The organism is Coleofasciculus sp. E1-EBD-02 (assembly GCF_040218245.1).
GTDB lineage: Bacteria > Cyanobacteriota > Cyanobacteriia > Cyanobacteriales > Coleofasciculaceae > Coleofasciculus.
Map to the genome: position 1 here is coordinate 1 of NZ_JAVJQN010000143.1, position 17,218 is coordinate 17,218.

General features: G+C 46.1%; 15 protein-coding genes and 1 tRNA gene. 10 read left to right on the forward strand and 6 right to left on the reverse strand.

Annotated features, from left to right (window positions below; genetic code table 11):
• The 7 genes from RIC07_RS22525 to RIC07_RS22555 form a co-directional block, all read left to right on the forward strand.
• Nucleotides 1-251 (forward strand): zinc ribbon domain-containing protein (locus tag RIC07_RS22525; RefSeq protein WP_446396473.1); only part of this gene is annotated, 251 nt, incomplete at its 5' end.
• 405 nt (nucleotides 252-656) lie between these two features.
• Nucleotides 657-2,354, forward strand: a complete 1,698-nt coding sequence (locus RIC07_RS22530; RefSeq protein ID WP_446396474.1) for a mechanosensitive ion channel family protein — start codon at nucleotides 657-659, stop codon at nucleotides 2,352-2,354.
• 336 nt (nucleotides 2,355-2,690) lie between these two features.
• Nucleotides 2,691-2,933: a hypothetical protein gene (locus RIC07_RS22535; protein WP_446396475.1), complete on the forward strand. Its 243-nt coding sequence runs from the start codon at nucleotides 2,691-2,693 to the stop codon at nucleotides 2,931-2,933.
• Nucleotides 2,934-3,292: 359 nt separating this feature from the next.
• Nucleotides 3,293-3,559, forward strand: a complete 267-nt coding sequence (locus RIC07_RS22540) for a hypothetical protein (protein ID WP_446372960.1) — start codon at nucleotides 3,293-3,295, stop codon at nucleotides 3,557-3,559.
• Between the two features lie 72 nt (nucleotides 3,560-3,631).
• Nucleotides 3,632-4,003: a hypothetical protein gene (locus RIC07_RS22545; protein ID WP_006101408.1), complete on the forward strand. Its 372-nt coding sequence runs from the start codon at nucleotides 3,632-3,634 to the stop codon at nucleotides 4,001-4,003.
• 154 nt (nucleotides 4,004-4,157) lie between these two features.
• The gene (locus tag RIC07_RS22550; RefSeq protein ID WP_006101499.1) at nucleotides 4,158-4,562 is read left to right on the forward strand and encodes a hypothetical protein; all 405 of its coding nucleotides are present in this window, start codon (nucleotides 4,158-4,160) and stop codon (nucleotides 4,560-4,562) included.
• 646 nt (nucleotides 4,563-5,208) lie between these two features.
• Nucleotides 5,209-5,511: a hypothetical protein gene (locus tag RIC07_RS22555; protein ID WP_446378552.1), complete on the forward strand. Its 303-nt coding sequence runs from the start codon at nucleotides 5,209-5,211 to the stop codon at nucleotides 5,509-5,511.
• A gap of 469 nt (nucleotides 5,512-5,980) precedes the next feature.
• Here RIC07_RS22555 and RIC07_RS22560 read toward each other — a convergent pair whose 3' ends face one another.
• The gene (locus tag RIC07_RS22560) at nucleotides 5,981-6,589 is read right to left on the reverse strand and encodes a cupin (protein WP_446396515.1); all 609 of its coding nucleotides are present in this window, start codon (nucleotides 6,587-6,589) and stop codon (nucleotides 5,981-5,983) included.
• A gap of 285 nt (nucleotides 6,590-6,874) precedes the next feature.
• On the opposite strand from RIC07_RS22560, the gene RIC07_RS22565 reads away from it, so the two are divergent.
• The 3 genes from RIC07_RS22565 to RIC07_RS22575 all read left to right on the forward strand — a co-directional run bounded on the left by RIC07_RS22565 (nucleotide 6,875) and on the right by RIC07_RS22575 (nucleotide 8,942).
• On the forward strand, nucleotides 6,875-7,129 hold the full coding sequence (locus tag RIC07_RS22565) for a hypothetical protein (protein ID WP_446347319.1): 255 nt from the start codon (nucleotides 6,875-6,877) through the stop codon (nucleotides 7,127-7,129).
• Nucleotides 7,130-7,593: 464 nt separating this feature from the next.
• Nucleotides 7,594-7,869, forward strand: a complete 276-nt coding sequence (locus tag RIC07_RS22570; protein WP_446396476.1) for a hypothetical protein — start codon at nucleotides 7,594-7,596, stop codon at nucleotides 7,867-7,869.
• Nucleotides 7,870-8,021: 152 nt separating this feature from the next.
• Nucleotides 8,022-8,942 carry an SPFH domain-containing protein gene (locus tag RIC07_RS22575; RefSeq protein WP_446396477.1) on the forward strand — a complete coding sequence of 307 codons (921 nt, stop codon included), beginning with the start codon at nucleotides 8,022-8,024 and terminating at the stop codon, nucleotides 8,940-8,942.
• Between the two features lie 139 nt (nucleotides 8,943-9,081).
• On the opposite strand, the gene RIC07_RS22580 is transcribed toward RIC07_RS22575, so the two are convergent.
• From RIC07_RS22580 to gshA, 5 genes are all read right to left on the reverse strand, one after another.
• Complete coding sequence (locus RIC07_RS22580; protein ID WP_446396478.1) at nucleotides 9,082-10,857, reverse strand: iron uptake porin; 1,776 nt, start codon at nucleotides 10,855-10,857, stop codon at nucleotides 9,082-9,084.
• Between the two features lie 477 nt (nucleotides 10,858-11,334).
• Nucleotides 11,335-11,407 (reverse strand) — tRNA-Met (locus RIC07_RS22585).
• Nucleotides 11,408-11,699: 292 nt separating this feature from the next.
• The gene (locus tag RIC07_RS22590) at nucleotides 11,700-14,312 is read right to left on the reverse strand and encodes a peptidoglycan DD-metalloendopeptidase family protein (RefSeq protein WP_446396479.1); all 2,613 of its coding nucleotides are present in this window, start codon (nucleotides 14,310-14,312) and stop codon (nucleotides 11,700-11,702) included.
• A 993-nt stretch (nucleotides 14,313-15,305) separates the two neighbouring features.
• Nucleotides 15,306-15,767: a tRNA (cytidine(34)-2'-O)-methyltransferase gene (locus RIC07_RS22595; RefSeq protein ID WP_446396480.1), complete on the reverse strand. Its 462-nt coding sequence runs from the start codon at nucleotides 15,765-15,767 to the stop codon at nucleotides 15,306-15,308.
• 179 nt (nucleotides 15,768-15,946) lie between these two features.
• The gene (gene gshA / locus RIC07_RS22600; RefSeq protein WP_446396481.1) at nucleotides 15,947-17,092 is read right to left on the reverse strand and encodes a glutamate--cysteine ligase; all 1,146 of its coding nucleotides are present in this window, start codon (nucleotides 17,090-17,092) and stop codon (nucleotides 15,947-15,949) included.
• Nucleotides 17,093-17,218: the final 126 nt, after the last annotated feature.

Here is a 17,218-nt window from a genome sequence, read left to right on the forward strand (position 1 = left end):
ATATTCATCCGATAAAAGGAAAGTCTTACCGCAGTGGCAAGACTTTTAAATGTGGGCATTGTGGTTGGCATGGGGATGCCGATTTCAACGGAGCCAATAATATTGCACTTGTGGGGCTGTCTATAAACCAGCCTGGAGGCAAGGGGTTGTCGTGCAAGTTAAGTCGAACTGTTGAGTATGTTCAACTTGGCTTGTTCGATGACTTCAGGGCTACTGAAAACCCAGACCTCTGCGATAGCAGGTCTGGGTAGTTTATATAGTTAATCGTCCACTTCGCATCGGTTGACAACTCTTGATGGAGTTGTTTAAATACATCTTCAGTCACGGCTTCCGGTAAAAGCCGATTGAGCATGAGTATATATCGTCGCATCAATTCAACGAAATAGATAGTTGATGGATTAGGTTAGCACTGAGAGACTTCCCTCAAACTATCTCCTAAGATGGAGGATAATTTGAAAGTATCGATTGTTAGTATTTGCTTGTAACTGGCTCCAATCCTATAACTTTTTTTGATCAAGAATTTGTATCCGGCTCAAACACAGTCATATTGCCCATTTTGCTACCTTTTGCCTCCAATTCGCTCCTGTTAATTTTTTTTTTAGTCTATATACTTGGATGTTAAGAAAAGTAACAGGTAAACAATCAGGATGAAGAATATGCGAATTTCAGCTTGGACAATTGCCGGATCAATTGCGTTAGCCGGCTGGGTGATCTCTCCAGTTCAGGCTCAGATACCCGGTTTACCCAATGTGAACATACCGACTCCGAATCCCCTCAAGCAGTCATCCGAGGATGCCGTTATTTCCGAATGTGTCCGGCTCGACGGTCGCTGTTTATTCGAGATTGCCGCACCAACATCGCAGTTCCCCCAACGAATGCAAGAAATTGAACAACGGTTACAGGATATCAGCCAGACTTACTTCAAAAACGAGAGCGCTGAATTAGAGTTTCGCCAAGAACTAGACCAACAAAGCAATTTACCTGAAATTTACGTCTCTCTGCTAGATGAGCAAGACAATCGGTTCAAAGAAGTTCGTTTGATGAGCGTTACCGATCAAGACGCTGATCTCACAGGAGTGCCGATAGAGACTAGAGCCGACGAAATTATCGAACAGCTCGAACAACAACTACCCCAGGCAAAACAGGAACGGCAACCTGATGTTTTGACGGATCGAGTAGGAGTTGCCGTTGGTACTGGCGTAGCCATGATTGTTGCCAGCTTACTCATTTATCGTTGGGAACGCCGCTTAAAACGTTCCAAACAACTGTTAGAGCCTTCTGGATCGAACGCCGAACCAATATCCACTCAACTTACCCAAAATCAACAGCGAAATGTCAAAGAAGTTTTACATCGCCTGCTGCAACTGACGCAAGGGGTTATCTGGGTGGGGGGAAGTCTACTTATTTTAAGTCTATTTCCTTACACCCGACCCCTACAGGTTTTAATCCTTGCCAGTTTCCGAATTCCCGTGCGCGTGGGTATTGTCGGCTTAGGAACCTACGTGATCATCCGGCTATCTTATGCCTTAACCGATCGCTTCTCATCTGCCATTGCCAGAAATCATTTACTGACGCCAGAAAGCGCCCAGCGATCGCAGTTGCGTGTGTCAACGGTGTCTGGGGTAACCAAAAATATTATCACCTTGAGTTTTAGTGCGATCGGACTTTTAGTAGCGTTAGCGGCAATTGGGATTGACATTGGTCCCCTGTTAGCTGGTGCTGGGATCATTGGTTTAGGCTTGTCTTTGGCATCGCAAAATTTGATCAAAGATGCCATCAATGGCTTCTTCATTCTCCTAGAAGATCAGTATGCCGTTGGTGACGTGATTACCGTGGGAGATGTTGGCGGGTTTGTGGAAATGATTAATCTACGGATTACTCAGTTGCGGGATGCTGAGGGGCGATTAATTACGGTTCCCAACAGTGAAGTTAGAATTGTGGCAAATCTTTCAAGTAATTGGTCACGAGCAGATTTAAATATTCCCGTTACCTATCAAGCCGATGTTGATAAAGCATTGGATTTGGTCAGACAGGTGGCACACGAGATGCTTATGACCCAAATGTGGCGGGAGCGTATCCTGGATGAACCCGACATTTTAGGGGTAGATAATTTTGGCGATCGGGGTTTTATTATTCGCGTGTGGATTAAAACCCAGCCGTTGAAACAATGGGAAGTAGCGCGAGAGTTTCGCCGTCGTCTAAAAGCGGCATTTGATGAAGCGGGAATCCTGCTTTCAGTGCCGCAGCAAGCGCTCTGGTTTAATAACACGTTACCGATGCAATCGTTGTCGAATGGTCACTCAAATGGTCATAGTCACCACGACGTTCAGCCAGAGTATGCTGAAATGGAATAGAGTATCGATTCAGCAACACAATTAACGGTCAAAATACATCATTCATTCTTATACAGACGTAGCCATGCTACGTCTTTTATTTTTTTTATATAGCAACCGCCATCGCTGTTAGGACACATCCGCGTCGTAGAGACGTTGCATGCAACGTCTCTACCATGGTGCGGACAGTTCTAATCGATGTGTCTACTGCTATACAATGGAAAAACACACCCCCCAATATGGCTAAACGTAAACGCAATCTATTTCGCCTGTATGCGCTAATGCCCATACCCGCTACGCGAACGGCGACAAGCTTGCCCCTGCGGGGGGCTGGGTTCGTAGTCATGTCGAAAAGTTTTGAAAGAAGGTTGGTTTTCGGTGACTGTTATGGACAAAACTCACTTAAATAAAAAAGTGATAGCTAAGATAAAAATCTTTAGACAGTTTGGCTATCGTGACGTGTTTCTTGAAAGACCCGTTGAAGAAGGCACAACTGGCATAATAGTTGATTTTGGTGTTATAAGGGGCGACCCTTACGTGAAATGGGATACAGGGCAGGAGGGTTATGTCTCTTGGTTTTGGATTGCTCTGGTGAGTTAGTGCTTAGAAAGGTTTGTTTCATTCGTGGGACTAAGGCAAAACGGCAGATCTCAATCGCGATCCCGTAAGTTTTGTGCCTGGTCTAGAGCGCCAGTTCAGTACTTGAAATCGATACGAGAATCTCAAAAAAATCGTAACAAAAACGACAAAAATTACCCTTTAGTAGAGACGTTCCGGCGGAACGTCTCTACTAAATGATGTGTCCTAACCGCTTTGGCGGTTGCTATATCAGTGAAACCCGGCCCTACACCTCCAATCCCCAAAACCCCTCGCCATTACAGTACAAATGTACTATAATAGAACTATCAAAGATTTTACGCCGTGAACGCCTGATCCCTAAACCATTCAAGATTGTCGCCATGATTAAGCATTACATCCTCAGCATCAACCCCAACGCCGAGTACGAGTGGGAACAGCGCATCCTGCGTCACCCGATCACCGCAGAACGCCCGGATTTTGCCAGTTTAATCGCCCAAGCCGTGGGAGATGAAGCGGGATCGTACTTAGTGGAGGTGAATATTGAAGTCAACCTTTTAGAGAAAGCCCCAAATCCTCAGCCTCAGAGGAATTCCCTGGATGGAGCCACCAAGACAGTCAAGTCCCAAGCTTCCGAATGGGTGGCGTAGTCGGTTAACTGTCTAGCGGATAACCGGATAAAGGATTGTCCAGATTGATACTTTCATACAGGAAGATTGACGATGAACATGAGTCAGTACCCCGCCGCGATCGCACAAGCCGCTCAAACCGTTAATGATTTGGACTCGCAAATTCAAGCGGTGCAACTTAATATTCATCGCCTAGAAGCCAGTATCGATAAGCAAATTGCCTTTGATTCTGAGTTAAAAAATGACTCACAACGCAAGGCGCGTCGATTTGAGCTACTAGAGGTGAATTTGGAATATCAGCACGCCCTCAACACCGTAATGCGGCTAACCAATCAAAAGGCGAACGCTGTGGCGAACTTGGAATACTTGCGGAATCAGTTCAGTGTTGCCAAACTCGAAGCTCGACTGGCAATCGCCCGCCAGCTTAATGGTTCAGATATTGGTGATCTGTTGCTGGGCGTGTAATAGCGTAGTCTTTTTGAGTGTTGAGAGTGTAGGAGAGTGTAGGGAACTCTTGATCAAGGGTTCCCTACAGATGGTAGTTCAACGGTGCAATAGACGAAAATAGTTATAGTTGCAAAACCCTGTTCCAGGCTGGGTAAGTTGCCCAAAATAAACTATGACTATTGTGACCTCTCAAGAAATTGCCCGATTCCGCTCTCAGCTTTCCCATAACCCCGAAGCCATGCAAGCGCTGGATGCGATTGAGGATTGCGAGGGAGATTTAGAAGACGCCGCGATCGCACTCGCGATTCGAGCCGGACAACAACCCCAAAGCGATAATGCTCGATGGTTAGACGATTTAGCCAAAAAATGCCGTGCGGTTATTTGTAAGCCGGAATTTCGCCAAGAATTGCTCAATGGCTCTTATTCTCAGGTGATTGAATACTTAGCAGGGACACCCCTACTTCCGGCGATTCTAGCAACACCAGTCCTGATGTCTGCTCTGAGCCAAGGCGTGACTAACTTTTGTGAACCGATTGATGCTCACTTTGAACAGGTTTATGGCGATCGCTCTCCTTAGTCGGTGCATCCCCATGCCAGTCAACGCAACACCAGTACAGCAGTCAAGGGAGTGAGGAAACAAGTTCTGTGATATCGCGATCGCACCAGGTCACTTTAAAATCACTAGAACACTGTGAGCTAGACCAATACTCTCCCATTTTACAGTCGGTAGTATAAAGGCGTTGCACTAGACTAGACGACCCACGACCTCCAGTGGGTCTTTTTTGTGTTCGTTCATAGTTTCGCTTGTAGTTGCGCTTTAGCGCCAGTTCATAATTGCGCGGTCTTTACCATAAACCGCCCTATTCCTTTTATTTCTTCTCAACCTGTTGTATCACAGCTAGCATAACTAGCGACAGATATTCCGATTCATGCAGAAGCATTTGTGCCAGCTACTTCAATAATTTACTGATTCAATTCATTGAGCATCAAGTTGACCAAAATAAGATTCAAGTTGTCCCCACAACGCACTCACCCCAATTACTTAGACTTCTCCGTATAACAATAGCCAATTGTAAGCGAATTTATAGTTGTGGCAATAGTCATTAAGTCGCTATCGGTAAATCCGCGATCGTTTGGGAGAATCGATGTAATTTGTCTTATGGGGTAACAAATTTTATAATAGATCAAGCTGATGAGTATAAATGTGGAATTTTATGAGAACTATGATATTGGATGAATTTACTCAATTAACGGCGAAACATGAAAAATGTCCTTCTGAATTACCCAAAGCGCTGCAAGCGTTGTGGTATGACAAAAGAGGGGATTGGCACCGAGCGCATGATATCGTGCAGAATGCCAGCGATAGTGATAGTGCATGGGTTCATGCTTATCTTCATCGCGAAGAAGGTGATTTAAGCAACGCCCGTTACTGGTACAGACGCAGTGGACAGTCACAATTTAACGGTGAATTGAGCCAAGAATGGGAATTCATCGCGTCTAATCTGTTGGATAAAGTCAACGCCTAAATTCTAGGGCTGGGTTTAACCACTGTAGGGGCGGGTTGAGCCATTAAATTCAAATATTCACCGATAAATGAACAACAAAACCCGCCCTAATTAAGGTTCGTACTAAGAGCTAAAGCTCTTAATCCTGTTGGGTTTTCTTGACAGCTTACTTCTTTCACCCTCAAGACATCATTTGGCATAAACTCAATTCACTGTTTTTGCCCAATACCTCAAACCTTTATAATTGCCTTTTCATTTGAGAGGTAAACAATCAACCCAAAGAGCCAACGTGATCGCCTCCAGTCTTCACACCCTTCAACCGAGAGCTGAAAGCCTCATTCTACCATCGCTCTCTGTCTCCTGATGGGTACAAACCAGCTTAAGTTGACACCAATGGGCAATGCCGTGTCCCTACAATAGGTTGCTTGCGCCTGATTTACCTGATTTAACTGTCAAATCTATGCCACTATTTTAGCTGTGCCACGCCAGATTAGAAGTTTTTAGCTGTGTGAGTAATCGGATCAAACTCAAATCGTTGCTGATAATCTGTTTTTCCATAAAGATTAAATGTAATCGTCGGTTCCTCTCCCATCACTTCTACATGGTGAATCGCATCAGGCATAAAGCTGATAATATCGCCAGGAACCAGAACCTGTTCACCTACCTTTTCGATGCGATCGGGAAATTCTGAATCCGTAGTCCGTCGCCAAAATGTATTTTTTTCTTCACCACTAATTAACGCTACCACTCCCCAAGCGGCATGATTATGAATCGGAGAGACTCGTCCGGGTAACCAAACCACCGTCTGCACGGTTAAGGAGAACTCTGGTTCATCATACAGCATCAAGACAGACCACCCTGTATCGGGATTCGGTTCGCGATATTCCCCCTGTAACCAGTAGGAACTCGTCAGTAAACGGCGGACTAACGGGCGAATTTGTTCTAGGCGTTGGCGATCATCTTTGGTGGATTCGAGAATATCTTCTACATCGGTGAGAAATCGATAAAGTCGATAATAGCCTGTAGATATTTCACTCTCTTGGAGATTACAGGCTAGACAGTCTCCATTCTCTGTTACTAACCAATCACTACTTTCCATCATTTATTTTATAGCTAGAGTATAAGCAGGGGCAATTTTTTATCAGGTTTCGCCATACCGTCAATTTTGACAAATTAATTTAGGGAAAATCTGAGTTTTTCCTGAGAAAATCTCGGTTTATCCTGAACCTCCCTAATCCAACCAGCAATCTTTGACCACAGTCTCAGCAAATTCCAAGCTGTTTTTAAGGGTAATTTAAGCTTCTTAGGGTTAAGTATTGCCTAAGCCCCGGCAGATTTCTGGGCGATGACGTACCAATCCTTGTATCATAGAAACCAGAAAAGAATGAAAGTTAACTACATTGCGACACTCACCATTGCCTCTATTCTAGGTCTGGGGCTAGCAACGGGCTGTGGTAATCCCTGCGCGGCAAAGCCAGGTCCCGAAGGCGGGACTGAAACTCAAGCGAATCCCTGTGCGGGTAAAGAAAACCCTTGTGCGGGTAAGGCTAATCCTTGTGCGGCGAAAGAAAACCCCTGTGCGGGTAAAGCGAATCCTTGTGCTGCTAAAGAGAATCCTTGTGCGGGCAAGACGAATTAATCAGCCTGTAGATTGACGACTTCTGTTATAAAGGCGCGAAGGTGAAGGTTCGCCGCGATTTACTCAGAGAAATGAGACTCAGACAGAACTGACACTTGCTTTACCGTCAAACCACCATCTGTAGGGGCAATTCATGAATTGTCCCTACTTTTTTCGCTTAAATAGCTGAAACGACTACTTAACCAGCGTCAAATCCTTACTATTCCCTGTTCCCTGTTCCCTGTTCCCTGTTCCCTTGTCCTCACACTCAACTTTAATTGTGTCTGACTACACTTATACCGATACACGCCTGTGAACGCAACACCGACTTGTGAGTGTTCATACACATCTGTTCGTTGTGTATGAATGAGTATAGATAATTGAGATAAGAATTAAATTAAACATTGTTTCTGGTTGTTCAAGAGGACAGCATAACCGCTGTTAATTTAGGCTAATACCAGAATTGATTATCTCCATCAAAACTCATGAAAACCCTAACAAAGTGGATAGCAATAGGCACACTCGAACTCATTTTCTGTTTTTGGATTTTAGGTAATGCCGCCAATCTAGTTAGTTCTCCCAGTGACCAAAAAGTTTGGTTAGGCGTCAGTTATTACGTCGTGGGATTACTCGTTGTACCGGGAGTTTCTGTCAGTCATGTCGCCGCCAGACTTCATAATGCTCAAGTTCGACACAAGCAGATAAAAGAAGCTTTCCCAGATTGTGATGTTTCCTTGGTTGAACTTTTGGATGTCAACTGAAGAAATCATTAATTTTATCTCTTCATCAGTTGCACGATATGTAGAGACACCTAGAATGGAATAATTTAACCAAAATTTTGTCTTGTAACCTCTCCAAAATTGTGCTGAATAGGATTGGCACTTCAGACAGGTTTATTCACCCCTTAAAGACCATGAAAAATCTACCTCGTCGTTTCTTTAAACTTACTGGAATAACGGCTGCTTTAGCAATTATTGCATCGGGTTGTGGTGCGGTGCCTGGAAGCAGTGTTAAGCGGATACCTGCTGGCTATGTCGGACTAAAAGTCGAGCTTTATGGTGAAAATCGTGGCGTCCAAAATGCAACGATTAGTACAGGAAAGGTTTGGTATAATGGCTACACTGAGGAAATCGTCGTTTTTCCAGACCACGTTCAGTATTATATCTTAACGGCTTCAACCGAAGAAGGCTCTCCAGTTGATGAAAGCATCAGCTTTGGTGTCGGTGGTACAACGGTTAATGCGGATATCTCCCTGTCGTATTTTTTCAACACCCAGAAAATTAAAGACTTTTACGGGAAGTATCTGAAAGATCCGGAACAGTTTAAAGCCACTTTAGTTCGCAGCGAAACCCGTAATTGCTTTAACCAGTCAGCTACTGGTTTGAAACCTGAAGAAATTGTGGGAAACAAGCAGGCACAATTACTCAAAGATGTCCAAACTTGCTTGAACGATAAATTTGGTGCTGTTGGCGTTACGTTTGATTCCGTCGGGTTTGTCAGTAAGCCTCGATTTGATGAGTCCATTGAAGCCCAAATAACCGCTCGTTTCCAAGCTGAACAGCAAGCCGTAGCTGCTAAAGCACAGCTTGAAGTCGCCGAAGCTGAATCCAAGCGGAAAATTGCTGAAGCGAGGGGAGAAGCTGAAGCCTCTCGGATTAAAGCTTCAACCGTTTCTCCTTTAACGATTCGTTTGCGAGAGTTAGAATTGCAAGAGGAAATGATTAAGAAATGGGATGGAATTTTACCTACGTATTTAGGTGGAACTGCACCATTTCCTTCCTTTGATCCGAATGCGGGTCATTCGCTACCGTCGGCGAGTACAGCGAAGAAGTGATTGGTCATTTGTCATTTGTCATTTGTCTAAGAGTTTGATACCCAGGGAAAAAGCCCACAAGTGATAAAGGGAGTTACTTAAGCGGATTTGGTATTAGATCCCCGACTTCTTCAAGAAGTCGGGGATCTGTCAGCAACAGTTAAAAAGTGAATGTGGTTCTCACTGTACCAATCACGGCATCGCTGTTATCTGAATTTTGGTTGGGAGAGGTTAACCAAATGATACCCGGTGTGATCGAGAGATTATCGCTCACTTGATATTTGTAGAACCCTTCGATATGATAAGCAAAATCTCGATTAAAGTTGTTGGTTCCTCCGGGAACGTCTAATCCTCTTAGTGTCGGTTCTGCACCCGCAACAATGGCAGCTAAATTCCCCTCTTTTCCTAAATCAGGAAAAACTAAACCTAACGCAAAATTCCAGATATCAGCATCACCTAACCCAATTAAACGGGCATCAGTTTTACCAACCCAGCCATTAACCAAAAAGCTAGGACTAAATTTGAGGGAGGCTTCTATTCCGTAAGAGTTGCTGACAACTGGAGTGCTGAGGGTATCGGCTGATAAATTGGTTGCATTTGCTAATTGAGCCGGATTGAGATTAGCAAAGGCTGTACCTGTTCCACCTAACAGAAAACGTCTGGCGTCATCTCCACCATCATCATAAGCATGGACGTAGGTTAATCCAATTTTAAACCGACTGCCATAAACAATTTGGGCAATTCCGGAATAATTCCCGTTGAACAACCCATTATCCTCTCCAGGATTACTGGCGGTATTGGAAATGTAGCCCAAATCTACTCTCAGATTATCACTGGGTTTCAGCGCGATCGCAGCCCCTGCGCCAAAGGGTCCAATTCGATAGATGGGATTGCGTTCAGCAAAGCGGGAAATGGCATTAGAACCCCCGGCTAAGCCTTCTAAGAAAGGGTTAACGGTATCCACGTAGTAGTGGTGTAAGCCATTATTTGCCACAATTTGTACTGTGGCTTTGTCTCCCAGGGGAAAGCGGTAGCGCAGAATGTCGATAATCACATCATTGCCGTTATCACCATCGTAGGTAAAGCGCCCTTCTTGAGTAAACTGTGATCCATCGTCAAAGGTTACACCATTTCTTGCCAGGAGTAGGGCAGCATTACCCGCCTGGAGACGAGTTTGCAGCATATCCTTCCCGGTGAAGCTAGTCAGGAAGTTGAGGCGCACGCGATCGTGAAAAACGGTATTTACATCATCACCAACTTCATCCCCAAACGCATCCGCCAAACCAAAGATAACTTCCCCTGATAGTTTTGTGGTTGTGGAAAATTGATTGTCTTCTAAAAATGCCACTCGACCTTCTAAATTATCAACCCGCGCTCCTAAGGTGGCAAGTTCTGCTTCAAATTCTTCAATTAAACGTCGTAGAGTGGGCAATCCTTCAATGTTATCGGGAACGTTGCCAATTAAACGCTCAATTTGCTGTAAACAGGCATTTAATCCAGCCGCAAATTCATAGCGCGTCATCGCCCGATTACCCCTAAATGTGCCATCAGGATATCCAGCAATACAGCCATACCGTTCAACTAGCGATCGCAAGGCTTCATACGCCCAGTCTCCGGGAGATACATCTCGCAGTTGGGAAACGTTGGTTATTTGTTCCATTCCCTGATTTTCCTGATTTTCCCTAGCGTCCAATTCTAGGGAGGGTACAGGGGTTTCCGGTGTCGCGGATGGGTTTAATGTCTCCTCTGTCTCCAGCGCTGCATCTGGAACCGGAATTTCCAGATTCAGGGGTGTTTGGGCAATTGAACTCGGCTGTTGGGTATAATCACTTCGGGTCGGTTCACTTGCGATCGCGGCGGTGGACAGCCCAATTATTATCCCTAAAATTGTCGGAACATTAAGTAAGGCAATCCTATAAACTTTAGCTTGATTCACGTTCGTCTCTCACACCAAATAGAGTTTTTTGTGAGATTAGCCAACAAAATAACTGTCCCTGGAATTTTTTGTTCCAGAGGTTTTGTCCTGTCTGGTTTAATCTCAGGTTAACCTTATCGACGCTATCTGCTTTTTTTGTATTAATTGATGCAAAGTGTCCTGTTTCTATGCAAAACTTGAATCAAATTCATCCGTTTGCTGCAAATCAAGCTCCATCAGTGCAGGTTGAGAGGTTTAAAAAATCCGATAACCAATAAAGCTATAGGAGTTATTTTGTTAAATTATCAGCAAGTTAGGAGATAATTGCTTTATTCTTCTTGTTCAAGTTCCTTCAACTCCTCTCTATACTTTTCTACTGCTGACTGCAATAGCATCTGAGCCATCGGAATAGTCAAATCAATAAAAATTCAGGGGAACAGCCCTACCGTAACTAAGGCTATTTCCCCGAAAAGCTTACTCTATAATGTTTCTAACAAATGGCTCAGGTCGGATTTGAACCAACGACCTTGGGCTTATGAGTCCCCTGCTCTAACCACTGAGCTACTGAGCCGTTTTTTTTCACAGCCTCCTTAATTTAGCATAAAGCTTACGTGAACACAAGCATCTTTTCCTACATCTATCCCCAATAAGGTTATTAATCTGGTAATGGCTTAAGACACCTACTTACACCATCAGGACTTATCCACAAACGCCATTTATGGTAGGGGCATGGCATTGCCATGCCCCTACAGGTAGCGCCTGTGCCGTCAAGAAAGCGTAAGTCCTAACCATTTAGGCTGTGTTCCGTCACAAGAGGCGTTGTCTACAACGCCTCTACACACTTCTGTCGCTAGGAGAACCCACTACCGATTCTTGGGTAGAAAAGCCATTGGATTAACGGCTCCGCGTCCTCCTGGATGAACCTCAAAGTGCAAGTGGGGTCCGGTACTGTAACCCGTACTACCCATTTCCGAAATTTGTTGCCCTTGGTCAACCTCTTGACCCCGGCGCACCAAAATTCGATGGTTGTGGGCATAGAGGGTCAAGCTACCATCCGGATGTTTGATTTCCACCAATTTGCCGTAGCCACCGGAATTCCAACCAGCGGTGACGACAACACCAGGGGCAGCTGCCACAATCGGTGTACCAATAGGAGCCGCAATATCAATCCCCTTGTGCATACGTCCCCAACGCATCCCGTAGCCAGAGGTTAAAACCCCCTTGCTGGGCCAAATATAGCCATTAAATGGGGCAGGGCTGTCCGGCAAGTACATATCCGGAGCGGACAGAGGAGGCAATTGAGGTGCAACCGTTGTCCCAACCGGGGTTTGCAGCATCGGGTTATAACTTGCTGGTGGGGCTGGGGCGGCGGCTACAACCTGCTCCTTCGGTTCAGATGGGGTTGCCGCAGGTGGCGGTACTGCGATGGGAACTGAAGTGGCTTGAGTTTCCTGTTCATACCGCTGTGGATTGAATTCCGGATTGACCCTAACGGGTGTTGATTGCTCAGCTACACTCGGCGCAACTGGCGCAGATGGAACCACCACTTCGCTCGGTGAACGGGTCTGACCCGTGGTTTGCTGACGGCGATATTCTGCCCGCATTCTCAGAATATCCGCCCTCAAACGTTCAACGTAGGGGTTGTCCCCGGCATTAGCGGGCTGATTCCGTTTCGCCTCTAACGCGATAGGAGTATTGGTTGGAGCGTTTTCACCCACGGAAGATTGGGCAAGAACAGTTGATGAAGCGGTTGGCGGTTGAGATGTTGGTACTGTTGGGGTAATCGGTGAGGCGGATGTTGCTGTGGTGGGAACAACGACTCTGGGTGCTTCAACCTCTGGTTGGACTGAGCGAGTCACCGAATTGTTGGATTGCTCCTGAATCCCTGGTAAAAACGTTACTCTTTGCTCGGATGACTCAGCCGATGGCGGCGTGGGAATGGTGAGTTGTTGATTGACCCGAATCAGGTTGGGATTATTTAAGCCGTTCGCTTGAATTAATTCAGAACGGGATAAACCATAGCGACGTGCGATCGCGTCTACCGTATCTCCAGGTTTAACCGCGTAAGTACTCGTCGCCGCTCTATTGGCTACCACCGTTTCCATCACCACGGGCTGCGGTGTTGGGGGTTGAGCAGTGATTTCTGGCGTTGTGACGGGTTCCAGCTTTGAATTGGGGAAGGTGATCGGTGTTTGGTCTTCCGATACCTCTTGTGAGGTCAAATGCTCTGGACTTGGCGTAGGAACCGGAATCACCACGGATGAGGGTGATGGCTTCGGTGTGTTTTCCTCAATCGCCAGAGACGCGGCTGTGTCTGGAGTGGGAACCGGAATCACCACAGACGATTCCGATGAGCGAGCCGCTTTGGATTCTGACCCTGAGGCGGCTTCGGCGTCTGGAGTGGGAACCGGAATCACTACAGGTGACTGGTATCCATTAACCCCTAAGGACTCCACCGTCGGTGAGGCGGCAATTTCTGGTGTCGGAACCGGAATAACGACGGGAGATTGAGATTGATTGACCGCCGTTGAGTCTACTGTCGGTGATGCCGCAATTTCCGGAGTGGGAACTGGGATACCAATAGGACTGTTAGAATTCGTCGCCGCTGACGCTGGGGCAGTACGTTCTGCCCCTGGGAGACGGGTTGCTGACGCGGATGGCGTCGCTGCTGTTGCTGTTCGGTTGATGGACTCCTCAGACCTCAACTCCGCCAGACTGTTATTTAAGCGGTTCCGTTTGTGCTTTAAATTATCAACAGCAACATCTTGTCTCGCCTTGAGCAGGTCATCGACCTGACCCGGAACGGTGACGGATTCACCTGTTTTGAGCTGACCGGATGCGGATACCCCGGTAGAGTTCCGTAACTGATTTGGCTCGACTCCGTAAGATTTGGATACGGATTCGACCGTTTCTCCCGGTTTAGCCTCGTGAACAATACCGTTCACGGTCGGGATTTTTAGCGGCTGTCCAACTGCAAGATTGGCGTTGGGTTGGACAGAATTCGACGCCGCGATCGCTTCTGGAGCTACTTTATAGGTTTGCGAAACCTCCCATAGCGTTTGCCCTTCCTGTACATTGTGTTGTACGACAGGTGTCGATTGGGCTGGAGTTGGAGCTGGTGTAGCCAGCGGCAGTTTCGAGAGCTGGGCAACAACGTCTGGTTCGCTTTCTGTTGGCACAGACGCAGGCGTTGACACGCCAACAGGCAAAGTTGTCAGCGTTGGCTCAGAGGCAATGGGTTCCAAGGCTAATGCTTCATCACCTTGTTGGGGTAACAACAAGCTGGAAGCTCCCATGGAAATTGCCAATCCAATCATGGCAGCAGAAGTCCTAGCTCTGCGGTTGCCTTCGGTCGGAATGGTTGCGCCGACTGGCGGCTTCTCCCCAGAAAGCTTCAACAAAGCCTCAAAGGAGTGGGCGGAGTTGGCTGCACACGAAGGAACCTGTTTAACCTTCTGCGTAAATGTCCGTTTCAAAAACGACCTCCTAGTGTGTGACGAGCACTGAACAGTTCCTAAATGGTTTTCCCAGTCAATGAGGGATCTCACCCTAAAATGTGATTTAGATCACGGACAGTGAACATACTTAGGCAAGAGTACCCTGCTTTTTTGATTTAGACAAGCTAATCTGACTGGATAAATTTCTAGTTGTTGACGATCACCGCTCGATTCACCCTTTATTAAGCCATAACTCGCTGTCTCTGGACGAATATATTTTCATACTTGATCAACGAGACACAGTTGATAGTCGGGCGGTTTTTGTCAAGGGTTGTGCATAGAACATACAGACTTGACGGGCTTTTCTCCGGAAGAGGGCTAGAGTTTCAAACCGAACTCTAAAGTCGGTTTGTTGCTTTCTCAGCCTTCCAGACTATCCGGTGATCGCAGGATTTAGCAACTGTATAGAGCTCAAGCTCATAGTCTAGCAACCGATAGTTTAGCAGTTAACGATTACAGACGGCACTTTACGTGAATTTTTGGTAAAGAACAACCGTACAGTCTACCCAAGCTTCCCCGGGTTAGGAACGCTGTTGTCGGTGACTTCCCCTCTGCTAAAATTGCGCTTCCTCTTGCGGAGATAGGGTTTGAGGCTCCTGAAGCAACCGAATTGGGATGATTAAAATCTATCAATCCGCCTCGATTGGGCAGGACTCTTTTGTATAGAAATTTCTTATCAAAGGAATGGCTTTTCCGTATTCTAGATAGCTGAATTCCGCCTGATTAATTTTTTGGCGGAGATAAATTGAGAACATGCCATCTGCACAAAGGGGGAACTTGTTAAATTTTAATTAATTTTAATTAAACATTGATCCGATTAAATAAAGTTATATATACGGCAGCCTACATAAATGTAGTATCTTGTTGTACGCTTAAATGCTTCAGGTCAAGCCAAGTCTCAGGAATTAGCGGCTGCTGAAGGTGGAAGCTTCTTCTTATTAAATACTTGAACGCTATCCGGGAATGGTCTTCCTAAGTCAGGTATCCCAATTGACGCCGTGCTTCAAACAAACCCAAAGCCGCGCTGACGGAAAGATTTAAACTGCGAACACCGGGTTGTGTCATTGGAATAACCACAGTTGCGCCACAACGGGTTAAAACGGATGGGGACAGCCCTTGAGTTTCGCTGCCAAATAACAGCCAGTCATTGGGTTGAAATTGGAATTGAACATAACTGTATTGCCCAGAAGTGCTGAAACCAATCCATCGCCCTCCCAGCTTTTGGGAAACCTGATTAAATGCCTCCAAGGTTTCATGGTAGTGAAACTTGACATAGGGCCAATAATCAAGTCCGGCTCGCTTGAGGTAGCGATCGCTAATTTCAAATCCCAAGGGTCCAACTAGATGTAACTCCGTGTCTGTAGCGGCACAGGTACGGGCGACATTGCCTGTATTGGGCGGAATTTGGGGGCAAACTAAGACAACCCTAAGCATAAAACCTCAAACCTCTTTTCAATCCTACCCTACACACTCAGGGAGACTGAATGAATTGGATTAGACCCATTGGAAATTGTGATAGTATATGTTTTTTTAATATCAGCTTTTGGGGAGAAGCTGATTAGATATTTTAATTTTTCGCCCGAACAGTCTTGACAAATCATCCCTCCTGGTTATTAAGCCACCAAAGCCTGACACAACTTATCTTCAAGTTCGTTTTCTTGTTCCGCCATGTCTTGAATCGCTCGGTTGAGAATTTGCTGCGTGTCAAAGCCCACAGATTGCAGTTGTAACCACTGTCCGGCTGTATTCCCTTGGCGGAGAATCTTTTTCAGGGGCGAGAGGAAGCAACTGAAGCCTTTCGCTTTGGCAATGGGTAAAACTTCTTGATAGAGTTCATCAATCCATTCCCGCGCCGAAATCGTTCTGCCATCCTGCCAATGGGTGAGTTTTGCATCTAAGCTAGAACGGGCAGCCGCCATTTCGTTAGCTTCGGTGAGGGTTACTAAGTCAGCAGCGCGAGTTGATACGTGACTCCCGTAGAGAGGGTCAAGACTCGGATCATTTAAAAGCTGGGTTAAACGGGCTTCCAGTAAGGCAGTTACCGCCAGCAGGGCAATCGGATCAACGACTAAATCACAAATTCTCAATTCCAGACGATTTAAATCATAAGGGCGTCGATTACCATTGGGACGAACCGATGACCAAAGATGGCGCACGTTACACATGGTTCCGGCTTCGAGTTGGGCTTCGGTCCACTCAATAAAATGAGCATGGCTTTCAAATAGGGGAACCTGAGACGGCGTTTGCGGAAAAATCGCCCAGCGCGTGGAGTGATATCCTGTGGCTTGTCCGTCGAGAAAGGGAGATGATGCGCTTAACGCCAGGTATAAGGGCGCTTCTACTCGTACCAGACGGCAGGCTTGCATCAACAGTTCTGGGTCAGAAATGCCCACATTGATATGAACACTAGCCGTGACCACATTACTGCCATAGGTTTGCTCAATGTAGTCATGATAAGGGTTTTGCGGATCAGAGCGGTAGAAGCGATCGCTCCCCCCTAAAGATAGGGTACTGCCGGGAATCAGGGTGTAGTTTCCCAGGGTTTTCAGATAAGTGCGGAGGTGCTGGCGTGGGCGTACCAAAGCGCATAAGAGGCGATCGTAGCAGCATAAAGGAGCGGTGGTATATTCGACATTGCGGGTGTCAGGTTCCCGCATGAAGCCATCCAAGGATGCCACAATCCGATCAGAAAGACCGACAATCTCCCCAAGGGGAGTGCCAGTATACATTTCAATTTCAAAACCTTTCGATAGCAGCACAGTATCTCCTAGAGCTGGGTAGAGCAACCTCTTAACTCTTCAAGTGTATCAGTGCCGAGCGATTGATTATAAATTTTGAATTATCCTAATCTTGAGCATAAGCAAGAGTAGGGTTTCAATCGATTG